The 13,547-nt window shown below is 61.1% G+C and carries 15 protein-coding genes; 7 read left to right on the forward strand and 8 right to left on the reverse strand.

Annotated features, from left to right (window positions below):
• Positions 1 to 3: 3 nt before the first annotated feature.
• From RG836_RS25255 to rpoE, 3 genes are read right to left on the reverse strand one after another with little or no spacing between them, the layout of a single operon-like run.
• Entirely contained in the window at positions 4 to 963 is a 960-nt protein-coding gene (locus tag RG836_RS25255; protein WP_310850424.1) for a MucB/RseB C-terminal domain-containing protein, read from the reverse strand.
• 8 nt (positions 964 to 971) lie between these two features.
• Positions 972 to 1,559 (reverse strand): sigma-E factor negative regulatory protein, encoded by a 588-nt coding sequence (locus RG836_RS25260; protein ID WP_310850425.1) that lies wholly within the window; start codon positions 1,557 to 1,559, stop codon positions 972 to 974.
• A 31-nt stretch (positions 1,560 to 1,590) separates the two neighbouring features.
• Entirely contained in the window at positions 1,591 to 2,172 is a 582-nt protein-coding gene (rpoE, locus tag RG836_RS25265) for an RNA polymerase sigma factor RpoE (RefSeq protein WP_003172477.1), read from the reverse strand.
• A gap of 557 nt (positions 2,173 to 2,729) precedes the next feature.
• Here rpoE and nadB point away from each other — a divergent pair.
• A complete protein-coding gene (gene nadB, locus RG836_RS25270) occupies positions 2,730 to 4,346 on the forward strand; it encodes an L-aspartate oxidase (protein ID WP_310850446.1) in 1,617 nt (538 codons plus the stop codon).
• Here nadB and RG836_RS25275 read toward each other — a convergent pair.
• Together RG836_RS25275 and RG836_RS25280 are read right to left on the reverse strand one after the other, a co-directional pair.
• The gene (locus RG836_RS25275) at positions 4,315 to 4,767 is read right to left on the reverse strand and encodes a protein YgfX (RefSeq protein WP_310850447.1); all 453 of its coding nucleotides are present in this window, start codon (positions 4,765 to 4,767) and stop codon (positions 4,315 to 4,317) included. The two genes, nadB and RG836_RS25275, sit on opposite strands and share 32 nt — an antisense overlap.
• Positions 4,751 to 5,005, reverse strand: a complete 255-nt coding sequence (locus tag RG836_RS25280; protein WP_310850448.1) for an FAD assembly factor SdhE — start codon at positions 5,003 to 5,005, stop codon at positions 4,751 to 4,753. The genes RG836_RS25275 and RG836_RS25280 overlap by 17 nt, the downstream gene beginning before the upstream one ends.
• A gap of 152 nt (positions 5,006 to 5,157) precedes the next feature.
• Between RG836_RS25280 and ygfZ the strand changes: the two genes are divergently transcribed.
• Together ygfZ and RG836_RS25290 are read left to right on the forward strand one after the other, a co-directional pair.
• Positions 5,158 to 6,099, forward strand: coding sequence for a CAF17-like 4Fe-4S cluster assembly/insertion protein YgfZ (gene ygfZ, locus RG836_RS25285; protein WP_310850449.1), 942 nt, complete (start codon positions 5,158 to 5,160; stop codon positions 6,097 to 6,099).
• Between the two features lie 36 nt (positions 6,100 to 6,135).
• Positions 6,136 to 6,957, forward strand: coding sequence for an HDOD domain-containing protein (locus RG836_RS25290; protein WP_310850450.1), 822 nt, complete (start codon positions 6,136 to 6,138; stop codon positions 6,955 to 6,957).
• Between the two features lie 9 nt (positions 6,958 to 6,966).
• Here the strand turns inward: RG836_RS25290 and RG836_RS25295 are convergent, their stop codons facing one another.
• The 3 genes from RG836_RS25295 to RG836_RS25305 all read right to left on the reverse strand — a co-directional run bounded on the left by RG836_RS25295 (position 6,967) and on the right by RG836_RS25305 (position 9,422).
• The gene (locus RG836_RS25295) at positions 6,967 to 8,352 is read right to left on the reverse strand and encodes a sensor histidine kinase (RefSeq protein WP_310850452.1); all 1,386 of its coding nucleotides are present in this window, start codon (positions 8,350 to 8,352) and stop codon (positions 6,967 to 6,969) included.
• Complete coding sequence (locus RG836_RS25300) at positions 8,345 to 9,016, reverse strand: response regulator (protein WP_310850453.1); 672 nt, start codon at positions 9,014 to 9,016, stop codon at positions 8,345 to 8,347. The genes RG836_RS25295 and RG836_RS25300 overlap by 8 nt, the downstream gene beginning before the upstream one ends.
• A gap of 136 nt (positions 9,017 to 9,152) precedes the next feature.
• A complete protein-coding gene (locus RG836_RS25305) occupies positions 9,153 to 9,422 on the reverse strand; it encodes a hypothetical protein (RefSeq protein WP_310850455.1) in 270 nt (89 codons plus the stop codon).
• A gap of 32 nt (positions 9,423 to 9,454) precedes the next feature.
• On the opposite strand from RG836_RS25305, the gene RG836_RS25310 reads away from it, so the two are divergent.
• From RG836_RS25310 to RG836_RS25325, 4 genes are read left to right on the forward strand one after another with little or no spacing between them, the layout of a single operon-like run.
• Positions 9,455 to 10,438, forward strand: coding sequence for a Bug family tripartite tricarboxylate transporter substrate binding protein (locus RG836_RS25310; protein WP_409078107.1), 984 nt, complete (start codon positions 9,455 to 9,457; stop codon positions 10,436 to 10,438).
• Between the two features lie 54 nt (positions 10,439 to 10,492).
• Positions 10,493 to 10,951: a tripartite tricarboxylate transporter TctB family protein gene (locus tag RG836_RS25315; protein WP_310850456.1), complete on the forward strand. Its 459-nt coding sequence runs from the start codon at positions 10,493 to 10,495 to the stop codon at positions 10,949 to 10,951.
• Between the two features lies 1 nt (position 10,952).
• Complete coding sequence (locus tag RG836_RS25320; RefSeq protein ID WP_310850458.1) at positions 10,953 to 12,467, forward strand: tripartite tricarboxylate transporter permease; 1,515 nt, start codon at positions 10,953 to 10,955, stop codon at positions 12,465 to 12,467.
• Entirely contained in the window at positions 12,460 to 13,491 is a 1,032-nt protein-coding gene (locus RG836_RS25325) for an AbrB family transcriptional regulator (protein WP_310850459.1), read from the forward strand. Before RG836_RS25320 ends, RG836_RS25325 begins: the two co-directional genes overlap by 8 nt.
• The last annotated feature ends 56 nt before the right edge of the window (positions 13,492 to 13,547 follow it).

Genomic DNA, 13,547 nt, shown 5'->3' on the forward strand with positions numbered 1-13,547 from the left:
AGTTCATTGCTTGGTGGAAGATGAATCATTACGCATGGAAAGCGCGATGCGCTCTGCCGTGCCAATCGGAATTTCGCCAACTACGGTAACCATGATTTCTCCCTGCGGAGTGGTCAGTCGACGGGATACTGCGACGGTAGGGCCTAACTGAGTCCGCGTATCGGTGACCGTGGCGCCGTTGAGCGGTTCGAGGAACACCGAGAACCTGGCCAGCCCGTCGTCGAACATCATGCTGTTAACTTGGGTTTTCGTCTCTGGATCATTGCGCGATGTCGTACCGGTCAGCTCGAAGCCTGGCGGTAACCAATCCGAATGCCACGCCTGCGCAGTCTTCGCAGCCGACGCCTTATCGCTATCGAGCACGACCGCACGACAATCGTCGTTCGGTTGCAATTCAGCCTCTGAGGGCAGGTCTGTGGTATTCAGGCGAGTGAACTGGAAGCGCTCGAGCAACTGACCTTTGTCGTTGAGTAACAACGATTTCAAAGGCAAGCCGGTTTCTTTATCGAGGTGAAGTTCAAAGCCGTAACGATGCTGGTCCCGCGGCGTCAACGATACGATCACCGCTTCACGCCCGGCCACGCGCGACTTGCCGACGACGGCAAGGTCATACCAATTCTTGAGCTTTTGTGGATCAAAAGCACGAGCGGCGGATTTGGGCGAATCACCCAATCCCGCAATCAAGGCGCCGCTAACGCACTGGGTACGCCCATCGACACGAACGACTTCCTGAGCCGAACCGTCGAGCTGGAGCAGACGCTCGCGGACCTTGCCATCCTGGACACGATGCCAGATGGAGTGGGTAGAAAAACTACCGTTACGCTCGTAAACGAAGGTGCCTTCAAAGCTTTGCTTCTGCTCTGCCTGGCCCAGGCGGACTAACCAATCCTGGGCATCGTCGGCGTGGGCTGGAACGACGAACCAGCCACTCAGCAGAAGCGACAGTAGAGGTATGGCGCGCATGATCCTCCTTAGCGGTTTTCCAGGCTCGCTGCACGGGCATACGGCAAGGCACTTTCAGTCCCTTTCAACGCAGCTTGTTGTGCATGTTGACGCAGGTAGCTTGGCAGACGCTGATCGTGCCAGCCCGGCTGACCTTGCAATACGCCATTGGCCATAGGGCCAGTAGCATCCGAGCTCTCATTATAGCCGGCCAATACCGCAGGGCCTTTAACCTGTGGAACGGCCAGACCTGGCTGGTTGGACTGCTGCGCCAGCTCGACACCAGCGATTTCGTCCTGGTTGTACAAACGCACACCCGCCAACACGGCTACGGTAACCGAGGCTGCAACAGCCAGGCGACCGAGGCTACGCCATGGACCACGAGACGCTTTTGCCGGCACGCTTTCATCCGCGATCGCAGCAGAAACTGCCGCAGCAATGTCCAGACGAGGCAGGAGCAAATCCTTGTGCATGACAGCCCGAGCGATCTGGTAACGAGCCCAGGTCTCACGGGTTTCAACATCGTCAAAGGCGTTCAACACCCGACGCAATTCCAGTTCGTCCGCTTCGTTATCCATCACTGCGGACAGCGATTCCTGCAGGGCTTCCCGACTCATGGCGTTCCTCTCTTGGCTGTCGCCGCTGTCTTTAGTTTTCCTGCAACAAAGGTTGCAGAGCTTTATCGATGGCCTCCCGAGCGCGGAAAATCCGGGAGCGCACGGTACCAACTGGACATTGCATGACGCTCGCAATGTCCTCGTAACTCAGACCATCGAATTCACGTAAAGTTAAAGCGGTACGCAAATCTTCAGGCAATTGCTGGATGGTTCGGTGGACGGTGCCTTCAATCTCATCCCGCAGCAAAGCCCGCTCAGGAGACTCAAGGTCCTTCAGACCATGATCGCCATCATAGAACTCTGCATCTTCTGAACTGACATCACTATCCGGCGGCCGACGACCGCGTGAAACCAGATAGTTTTTCGCCGTGTTAATGGCGATGCGGTAAAGCCACGTATAAAACGCGCTGTCGCCGCGAAAATTTCCTAACGCACGGTAAGCTTTGATAAACGCTTCCTGTGCCACATCCTGGGCTTCATGGGTGTCGTGCACAAAACGCACGATCAACCCGAGAATTTTGTGCTGATACTTCAGCACTAACAGATCGAAAGCTCGCTTGTCACCGCGCTGTACGCGCTCGACCAGCTGCTGATCCTCTTCCTGGGTTAGCATGAACACTCCTCGATAAGCTTGGAGGAGACTGGCATAACTAATCGATCAGGCTTGCAAACATAGACTCGGGCTTTTCGCAAAAGTTCTCCCCCTCCAGGCAAGTTTCCTACGTGCTCTGATTTGACACGCACGAAAAGCGCAGCGCGAGATGGCTCGGCTGCGCAAATAATCTTTTTATCGGATCACTGGCGCGGACCATACCGCACATCCTGCCCTGAATCCGACACGTCCCTCGACTCGGGCAACGGTCTATTGATCCAGACCGTTTGGCAAAAGTTCCAATTATTTATAGCCGTACCGGCCAGACATTGCGCAACAGTGAGGAGAAAAAGGCCGTTTCAGCGGCGATACAGTGCTCCTGTCGCCGATCTCGTCATAATCGCTTCCGACGAACCGTTGAGCCTTTTCCGCCACGGTAGTTTCACAATGCCATGTGAGCCCGGCTATTGTGCCGCTCCCCCCCTCTATATACTAGTGGGCTGTGTGGCTGACTTGACCCTTCGATCAAGGTGTCTTGCGCTACCCCCGTCTTGGGTCGCTTTGAGCGGAATCCTGAAATGAGCCAACAGTTTCAACACGATGTTCTGGTAATCGGCAGCGGCGCTGCCGGCCTGAGTCTGGCGCTGACCCTCCCGGGGGATTTGCGCATTGCAGTATTAAGCAAAGGCGATCTGGCCAACGGCTCGACATTCTGGGCCCAGGGCGGCGTCGCGGCGGTACTGGATGACACCGACACCGTCGAGTCCCACGTCGAGGACACCCTCAATGCCGGTGGCGGTTTGTGCCATGAAGACGCGGTGCGATTCACGGTCGAGCACAGCAAAGAAGCGATCCAATGGCTAATCGACCAAGGCGTGCCCTTCACCCGCGATGAGCAATCCGGTACCGAAGACGGTGGTTTCGAATTCCACCTCACCCGCGAAGGCGGCCACAGCCATCGGCGCATTATTCATGCCGCCGATGCCACCGGCGCCGCGATCTTCCGCACGCTGCTCGACCAAGCCAAACAACGTCCGAACATTGAATTGCTCGAACAGCGGGTCGCAATCGATCTGATCACTGAAAAACGCCTCGGCTTGGGAGGCGACCGCTGCCTCGGTGCCTACGTGCTCAATCGCAGCACCGGCGAAGTCGACACCTACGGTGCGCGATTCGTGATTCTCGCGTCCGGTGGCGCGGCCAAAGTCTATCTGTACACCAGCAACCCCGACGGCGCCTGTGGCGATGGCATTGCCATGGCCTGGCGCTCGGGCTGTCGCGTGGCGAACCTGGAATTCAATCAATTCCACCCGACCTGCCTTTACCACCCGCAAGCCAAAAGCTTCTTGGTGACGGAAGCCTTGCGCGGTGAAGGTGCGCACCTCAAGTTGCCCAACGGCGAACGCTTCATGGAACGGTTCGACCCCCGCGCCGAACTAGCCCCGCGGGACATCGTCGCCCGTGCCATCGACCATGAAATGAAGCGCCTGGGCATCGACTGCGTCTACCTGGACATCAGCCACAAGCCTGAAGCCTTTATCAAAAGCCATTTCCCGACGGTGTACGAACGCTGCCTGGAATTCTCCATCGACATCACCAAACAGCCTATTCCGGTGGTCCCGGCCGCGCATTACACCTGCGGCGGCGTGGTGGTCGACCAACAGGGCCGCACCGACGTGCCGGGGCTGTACGCCATTGGCGAAACCAGCTTCACCGGCCTGCACGGCGCCAACCGCATGGCCAGCAATTCGCTGCTGGAATGCTTCGTCTACGCCCGCTCGGCGGCGGCAGACATCCTTGAGCAATTACCGCAGGTGTCGATCCCCATCGCCCTGCCCGTCTGGGATGCCAGCCAGGTGACGGACTCGGACGAGGACGTGATCATCGCGCACAACTGGGACGAGCTGCGGCGCTTCATGTGGGACTACGTCGGCATCGTGCGCACCAACAAACGCCTGCAACGGGCGCAGCACCGGGTGCGTTTGCTGCTGGACGAAATCGATGAGTTCTACAGCAACTACAAAGTCAGCCGCGACCTGATCGAGCTGCGCAACCTGGCGCAAGTGGCAGAGTTGATGATTTGCTCAGCGATGGAGCGCAAGGAGAGCCGGGGCTTGCACTACACCTTGGATTATCCGGACATGCTGCCGGTGGCGGTCGACACTATTCTGGTGCCGCCCACCTACGCCGACTGAACTTGAGCCGCACCCGCAGGCGGCGGTGCACCTCCGCCGCCTGCGAATCCCGCGGCACGCAGATCGCCCTGATCCGCCGTTCGCCGCGCAAACGGAAACGCAGCACCACGATCAGCGGCAGCGCTAGGCTATCCGGGCGCAGTTGCACCGCTTGCCATCCATCGGCCTGATTCCACAGTTGCCAACCCTCGCCATCGCGACGCAACCCGCTGAAGGCACGCGGATGCGTCAGCAGCACCTGACGCGGCAAGGCCCAGGCAGCATGCGCCAGGCAACACAACGCGCCGATCAGGCCGGCCCACGCAGGAATAGACAGCAGAAACAAAGAACCCAGAGCGAATGCCTGGGCCAATACGTACGCCACCAGCAACTGCCGCGAGGCATGCCAGCGGCATTCGAACGCGTTACTTGGGCTGAACACGGTCCAGAATCATGCGAACCATGCGTTGCAGTTCAGGGTCTTGCGACTCAGCGCGTTCCATGAACCAGCCAAACATGTCCTGATCTTCACACTCCAGTAACCGGACGTAGCAGTCGCGATCGACCTGGTTCAAGTGCGGATAAACCTCTTTCACGAACGGCACCAGCAACACGTCAAGCTCAAGCATGCCGCGGCGGCTGTGCCAGTAGAGGCGGTTCAGTTCAACATCTTCGACCATGGAGCGCTCCTCAAATAGGCCGCAAGTATACAGCCCCGCGCCGGGTCGAACAGTCGGCTTTGGTCGGGCACCACCGATCCTTTGTGAACTACCCATTTCAGGGGCGCCCCCTTATGATGTGCCCCATACTTTTTTCGATCCTGCGATGACCCATGGCCGATTCTGCTTTTTTCTGCACCCTGTCTCACGAAGGCGTACTGGCAGTACGCGGCGTCGATGCTGGCAAATTCCTGCAAGGCCAACTGACCTGCAACCTCAACTACCTCAGCGACACGCAATCGAGCCTCGGCGCCCGTTGCACGCAAAAAGGTCGCATGCAGTCGAGCTTCCGCATTCTGCTGCAAGGTGACGGCGTGCTGCTGGCCATGGCCAGCGAGCTGCTCGAAGCGCAATTGGCGGACCTGAAAAAATACGCAGTGTTCTCCAAATCCAAACTCACTGATGAAAGCGCTGCCTGGGTGCGCTTCGGTGTGGCCCACAGCGATGCCGTGCTCGCCAGCCTGGGCCTGACGCTGCCAGCCGACACCGACAGCGTGGCGCGCCACGAACAGCTCATCGCGATTCGCGTCTCCCCCGAGCGTGCCGAGCTGTGGGCGCCGGCCGATCAAACCGAGACCATCAAAGCCAACCTGGCCGCGCAGTTGCCGGAAGGGTCGCTCAACCAATGGCTGCTGGGGCAGATCCGCGCTGGCATCGGCCAGGTCATGCCGGCCACCCGTGAGCTGTTCATCCCGCAGATGCTCAATTTGCAAGCGGTGGGCGGGGTGAGTTTCAAGAAAGGCTGCTACACCGGCCAGGAAATCGTCGCGCGCATGCAATACCTGGGCAAACTCAAGCGGCGCCTGTATCGCTTGCAACTGGCGACCGACGATGTGCCGGAGCCCGGCACCCCGCTGTTTTCCCCCAACCATGGCAGCTCGATCGGCGAAGTGGTGATCGCCGCACGGGCGGAAAAAACCATTGAACTCCTGGCCGTGCTGCAAGCCGAAGCAGCAGAGGGTGGCAGCCTGCATCTGGGCGCGCTGGAAGGTCCGGGGCTGCAACTGCTCGACCTGCCTTACGCCCTGGATCGCGACCGCGAAATCCAGCGTTGATCGCCGTACTCCATCGCAAGACCCTAGAGAACATTCATGATTGAGCTGGCGGAAAAGGTCCAACGGGATTTGGTTGAGGCCATCGATAACGATGACCTGGTTCTGCCGACATTACCGGAAGTCGCCCTGCAGATTCGCCGTGCGGCTGAAGACCCGGAGATCAGTGTCAGTGATTTGAGCAAAGTGATCGGCCGCGACACCGCATTGACCGCGCGCCTGATCAAAGTGGTGAACAGCCCGTTACTGCGTGCTACCCAGGAAGTCACCGACCTGCACACCGCCATCACGCGCCTGGGCATCAACTACAGCAGCAATCTGGCGATTGGCTTGGTCATGGAACAGATTTTCCACGCCCGCTCCGAAGTGGTGGAGCAAAAGATGCGTGAAGTCTGGCGCCGCAGCCTGGAAATCGCCGGCATCAGCTACGCCTTGTGCCGCAGGTACACCACGCTGAAACCGGATCAAGCGGCGCTGGGCGGCTTGGTCCATCAGATTGGCGTGCTGCCGATCCTGACCTACGCCGAAGATCATTACGAACTGCTCGCCGATCCCGTCAGCCTCAACCACGTCATCGACAGCATCCACCCGTTGCTCGGCGACAAACTGCTCAGCGGCTGGGAGTTTCCCGAGAAGCTGTCGAAACTGCCGGGACAGTATCTGGATTTCACCCGCGAATCGGCCAAGCTCGATTACATCGATGTGGTTCAGGTGGCGTGCCTGTATTGCTACAAGGACAGCGATCACCCGTTGAGCCGCATTGACGCGTTCAGCGTCCCTGCGTTCAAGAAGCTGAAAATCGACCCCGAGAACAAAGCCATGTGCGCCGACCTCGAAGAGTCGCGGTCGATGTTTTACTGACGCTGGCCGTCACCCCGCGACAAAACTCACCCGCACCTTCAAACCCGACTCGGCGCCGTCATGCAGGCTGATCTGCGCCAGGTGCGCGCGGCAGATTTCGCCGACGATCGCCAGGCCCAGTCCCGAACCGGCCACCTGCTGGTTGCGCCGGTAGAAGCGTTCGAACACCCGGTCCCGTTCTTCGTAGGGAATACCCGGCCCGTCATCCTCGACCTCCAGCACCGCCGGCGCCTTGACCCGCAGGATCACATTGCCGCCGTGCGGCGTGTGCGCCAGGGCGTTGTCCACCAGGTTGCTGAGTAACTCGTTGAGCAAGGTCGGCTCGCCCCGCAGCCAAACCGGTTCGTCCGCTTCCAGCGCCAGCGCCACGCCACGGGCATGGGCCAGCGGCGCCATCGCCATGCCCAGCTCGCGGGCCAATTGGCTCAGATCGAGCAACTGCGCACCGCCCTCGGCGATGGCCCGTGCGCCGTTTTCCACCCGTGCCAGCGACAGCAATTGATTGGCCAAGTGCGTCAAGCGATCGGTGCCTTGCGCCGACGATTCCAGGGTACTGCGCCAGGTCTGCGGCTCGGTGGAACGCAAGCCCAGTTCCAGCCGCGCCTTGAGCGCCGCCAGCGGTGTGCGTAACTCATGGGCGGCGTCGGCAATGAATTGCGCCTGGCGCTCGAACTGGCCACGCAAGCGTTCGGTAAAGTGGTTCAACGCTTGTACCAGCGGCCACAACTCGCGCTGCACCTCTACCAGTGGCAACGGTCGCAAATCATCGGACTGGCGCTCCTCCACCGCCGTGCGCAAACGCTCCAGCGGACGCAGCGCCGCGCTCACGGCAAACCACACCAACATCAACGCGCCCACCGCCAGCATGCCGAGACGCAGCAAGGTATCAGCGGCCAGGCTGCGCGCCAGTTTGACCCGCGCTTCGTCGGTTTCGGCGACGCGGATCTCTGCCATGCCGTTCATGTTTGGCTCGCTGACTGCTTTGAGCAGACTGACCACTCGCACGTTCTGGCCCTGATACGTCGCGTCGTAGAAGCGTGCGAGCGCTGGATAGTCATCGGTGCGCGGCGTGCCCAGCGGCGGACCGGGGAGGTTTTCGTAGCCGGAAATCAGCTTCTGATTGATGTCGTTGACCAGGTAGAAGATCCGCCCGGCGCTGTCGTAGGCAAAGGTATCGAGGGCCACGTAGGGCACGTCGGCGCTGAGGCTGCCGTCCCGTTGAGACAACCCGGCGGCGATGGTTCGCGCCGAGGCCAGCAAAGTCCGGTCATACGCGGTATCGGCGGCCTCGCGGCCGTTCCAGTACGCGCTCAAACCGCTGGCCAGCATTAACACCACGAGCAGCAACGCGAGGTTCCACAGCAACCCCCAGCGCAGGCTGCTGGGCTTATGCATCGCGGCTTTCCAGCAAGTAGCCGAGGCCACGGAAGGTCACGATCGCCACGGCCTGGCCATCGAGCTTCTTGCGCAAGCGGTGGACATAGATTTCGATGGCATCCGGGCTGGCTTCTTCGTCGAGGCCGAACACCTGGGCTGCCAGTTGCTCCTTGCTCATCACCCGACCAGGACGGGCGATCAAGGCTTCGAGCACCGCTTGTTCGCGAGAGGTCAACGTCAGCAATTCGTCGCCGAGGGTGAAACGCCGGGTGTCGAGGTCGTAGGCCAATGCGCCGCAGCGCTGCTGCCGTTCACCGCCGAGCACGCTGCGGCGCAACAGGGCTTTGACCCGTGCTTCGAGCTCGGTGAGTTCGAAGGGCTTGGCCAAATAATCGTCGGCACCGAGGTTAAGGCCGTGCACCCGATCCTTGACATCGCTGCGGGCCGTGAGCATCAGCACCGGCAAGGTCTTGCCCCGCGCGCGCAGGCGCGCCAGCACTTCAAAGCCGTCCATGCGCGGCAGGCCGACATCGAGCACTGCCACCGCGTATTCCTCGCTGCTCAAGGCCAGGTCCGCCGCCACGCCATCGTGCAGCACGTCCACCGTCAGACCGGTGCTTTTAAGCGCCTGGGCGACACTTTCCGCCAACTGCAAATGGTCTTCGACGAGCAGGACACGCATGGATCGTTACCTCATTCAGGAAGGGTCGGCGCCATTCTTTGGCGCGGAGTTTACAGCCGCCACCGCCACTGTGAAGCCCGTAAACCGTGAAAACCGGATTGAAAGGCCGATGAAAGGTTAGTGAAAGGTTCGGCCGTTACAGTCGGCCCAGGTCCGATTGCGCCTGCCCGGCATGCTCGGCCACCGCTTTGAAACTGTAGCTCCCGAAAAACGCCACGAAGCGTTTTCGCCAATAAGAACAATAACCGAGGTACTGCGCCATGCTGTCCACACAGCGACCGGCTTGTCCGCTGCATCCATTCCCCCGATCTTTCCCGTTTACGCTCGCCAGCGCTGTCGCCGGCTGTTCGTCGTTCAGGCTGACACCCCCCGACAGCACCGCGTAAACCCGCTGCTTCTGACTCATCCCCAAAAACAATAACTCCCGTGGAGACACCCATGAACCGACCACTTCGCCGTTTCGCCCTTGCCGCTGGCTGCCTGATGTTTGCCGGGCAACTGCTGGCTGCCGCTGAGCCCAAGCGCCCGGAATGCATCGCCCCGGCTTCCCCCGGCGGCGGCTTCGACCTGACCTGCAAACTGGCCCAAAGCGCTCTGGTTAACGAAAAACTGCTGAGCAAGCCGATGCGCGTGACCTACATGCCCGGCGGTGTCGGCGCGGTGGCGTACAACGCGGTGGTGGCCCAACGTCCAGCGGATGCCGGGACCCTGGTGGCCTGGTCCAGCGGTTCGTTGCTGAACCTGGCGCAAGGCAAGTTCGGGCGTTTCGATGAAACCAACGTGCGCTGGCTCGCCGCTGTGGGCACCAGTTACGGCGCCATCGCGGTGAAAAGCGATTCGCCCTACAAGACGCTCGATGATCTTGTTCAGGCTTTGAAGAAAGATCCGAGCAAAGTGGTGATCGGTTCCGGCGGCACCGTCGGCAGCCAAGACTGGATGCAAACCGCGCTGATCGCCAAGGCCGCCGGGATCAACCCGCGCGACCTGCGTTACGTTGCCCTCGAAGGTGGCGGCGAAATCGCCACCGCCCTGCTCGGTGGCCACATTCAAGTGGGCAGCACCGACATTTCCGACTCCATGCCGCACATCCAGAGCGGCGACATGCGCCTGCTGGCGGTATTCGCCGACAAGCGCCTGGACGAGCCGGAAATGAAAGACATTCCGACCGCCAAAGAGCAGGGCTACGACATTGTCTGGCCGGTGGTGCGCGGCTTCTACCTCGGGCCAAAGGTCAGCGATGAAGACTACGCCTGGTGGAAAGAAGCCTTCGACAAACTGCTGGCCTCGGAAGAATTCGCCAAGCTGCGCGATCAGCGTGAGCTGTTCCCGTTTGCCATGACCGGTCCGGAACTCGACACCTACGTGAAGAAGCAGGTCGCCGATTACAAAACGCTGGCGAAGGAATTTGGCCTGATCCAGTAATCGCCCCGGTTCTTGCGGCGGCGTCTTTCACCGGGCGTCGCCAAGGAGTTGTTCATGCTTTTACAACGCATTTTCGCCTCGGTGCTATTGCTGGCCTGTGCCGGTCTGGCACTGATGGCGTGGCCGTATCAGGCGGCTTTTTCCTACGAACCAGTGGGCCCTCGGGCGTTTCCGTTGCTGATGCTCGGGCTGATGGGCCTGGCGCTGCTGTACATGATCTTCCGTCCAACGGCGATCAAGCACAGCGAAGACGAACCACCCCTGGACCGTGAAACCCTGACCAAGATCGGTATTTGCATCGTCTTGCTGCTGATTTTCGCCGGCCTGTTCGAGCCCCTCGGGTTCATCCTCAGCAGCATGCTGATCGGCATTCCCATGGCGCGCCTGTACGGCGGCCGCTGGTGGCCGAGCATCGTCGTGACCACCCTGATGAGCATCGGCTTGTACGTGCTGTTCGACAAGTTGATGGACGTGCCGCTGCCCCTCGGGCTGCTCGACGTTCTGGAGAACTGATATGGATACTCTTGGCTACTTGGGCCAGGGCTTCGGCGTTGCGCTGAGCCCGTACAACTTGATCACCGCATTGATCGGCACCTTGATCGGCACCGTGGTCGGCCTGCTGCCGGGCCTGGGACCGATCAACGGCGTGGCGTTGCTGATTCCCATCGCTTTCGCCCTTGGCCTGCCACCGGAATCGGCGCTGATCCTGCTGGCGGCGGTGTACCTGGGCTGCGAATACGGCGGGCGAATCAGCTCGATCCTGCTGAACATTCCCGGCGAAGCGTCGACCGTGATGACCACCCTCGACGGCTACCCGATGGCCCGCCAGGGTCTGGCGGGCGTGGCGTTGTCGCTGTCGGCCTGGAGCTCGTTCATCGGCGCGTTCATCGCCACCTGCGGCATGGTGCTGTTCGCCCCGCTGCTGGCGAAATGGGCGATTGCCTTCGGCCCGGCGGAATACTTCGTGCTGATGGTGTTCGCGATTGTCTGCCTGGGCGGGATGGCCGGTGATCGACCGCTGAAGACCTTTATCGCGGCGTTGATCGGGCTGTTCCTGTCCACCGTCGGCATCGACGCCAACAGCGGCGTCTACCGTTTTACCGGGGACAACATTCACCTGACCGACGGCATTCAGTTCGTGGTGCTGGTGCTGGGCCTGTTCTCGGTCAGTGAAATCCTCTTGCTGCTGGAGAAAACCCATCGCGGCCAGGAAGCGGTGAAAGCCACCGGGCGGATGATGTTCAACCTCAAGGAAGCTTCGTCGGTGTTCGTAGTGAACATTCGTTGCGGCCTGCTCGGGTTTATCATGGGCGTGTTGCCGGGTGCTGGCGCGACGCTGGCCAGTGCCGTGGCCTACATGACCGAGAAACGCATCGCTGGTGCAGGCGGCAAATTCGGCCAGGGCGACGCTCGTGGCCTGGCCGCGCCGGAAACCGCCATCGGTGCTTCGGCCTGCGGTGCGCTGGTGCCGATGCTGACCCTTGGCGTTCCAGGTTCGGGCACCACTGCGGTGATGATCGGCGCGCTGTCGCTGTACAACATCACCCCTGGCCCGCTGCTGTTCCAACAGCAACCGGACATCGTCTGGGGCCTGATCGCGTCGTTGTTCATCGCCAACATCATGCTGGTGATCCTCAACATCCCGATGATCCGCATCTTCACCCGTATCCTCGCCGTGCCGAACTGGGCGCTGGTGCCGGTGATTGCGATCATTACCGGGATCGGCGTCTACGCGGTGCACGCCACCACCTTCGACCTGTTCCTGATGGTCGGCATCGGCATCTTCGGCTACATCCTGCGCAAGCTCGACTTCCCGTTGTCGCCGGTGTTACTGGGCTTTATCCTCGGCGGCCTGATGGAGCAGAACCTGCGTCGTGCGTTGTCGATCTCAAACGGTGCGCTGGAAATTCTCTGGTCGAGCCCGATCACCTTCGGTGTCTGGGTACTGACCGCCGTCATGCTGTTGATGCCGATCCTGCGCATCTGGCGCAAACGTTCGATTGCAAGGCGCGCTATTGCCGATGTCTGACCGGCCTTTCAAAACCTGGTGGGGAACACCGCTGGTGGGTGCACTCGGCGGTTACCTCGCCAGCCTGGTCGGCTGGCCGCTGCCCTGGATGGTCGGCTCGTTACTGGCGATCATCCTGGTGCGCTGCCTCACTCCCTGGCAATTGGCGGAAATCCCTGGCGGCCGCAAGTGCGGCCAGTGGATCGTTGGTATCGGTATCGGCCTGCACTTCACCCCGGTGGTGATGGAGCAGGTCCTCAGCCATTTCGGGCTGATCTTTTTCGGCGCGCTGGTCACCAGCGTGTCCAGCGTGGTCGGGGTGTGGCTGATGCGCCGCACCGGTGAAGACCGCGCCACCGCGTTTTTCTCCAGCATGCCGGGCGGCTCCGGCGAGATGGTCAACCTTGGCGCGCGCAACGGCGCGGTGCTCAGCCGCGTGGCGGCGGGGCAAAGTCTGCGGGTGCTGGTGGTGGTGCTGTGTGTGCCGGCGGCGTTCAAGTATTTGCTCGGGGACGGCGCACCGCTGACACACGCCACCGAAGTCAACTGGTGGTGGCTGGCGCTGCTGTTCCCGGCCGGCGCTTTGCTCGCCTGGGGCTGGGAGCGTCTGCGGCAACCTAATCCGTGGTTGTTCGGGCCGTTGCTGGTGAGCGCCGCTGTCAGCATCGGCTGGGACCTGCACATCGCCCTGCCCCACGGCGGTAGCCAGATCGGCCAATGGCTGATCGGCAGCGGCCTGGGCTGTCACTTCAATCGGCAGTTCTTCCGTCGGGCCCCGTCGTTCATGGGCCGGACGCTGATCGGCACGGTGCTGACCATGCTGATCGCCACCCTCGCCGCGCTCGGTCTGAGCGCCCTGACCCATCTCGATTTGCGCTCGCTGACCCTGGGCATGATGCCCGGCGGCATCGCCGAAATGAGCCTGACCGCCGAAACCCTGCAACTCTCGGTGCCCCTGGTGACGGCGATGCAGGTGATGCGGCTGTTGTTCGTGCTGTTTCTGGCGGAGCCGTTGTTCAAGTATTGGAACCGGAATCCCGAGTAAGACCGAGTCGACTGCATCGCGGGCAAGCCCGCTCCCACAGTGACCGCGCCGGATAC

Origin of the sequence: Pseudomonas rhizozeae (assembly GCF_031583775.1) — a bacterium.
Taxonomy (GTDB): Bacteria; Pseudomonadota; Gammaproteobacteria; order Pseudomonadales; family Pseudomonadaceae; genus Aquipseudomonas.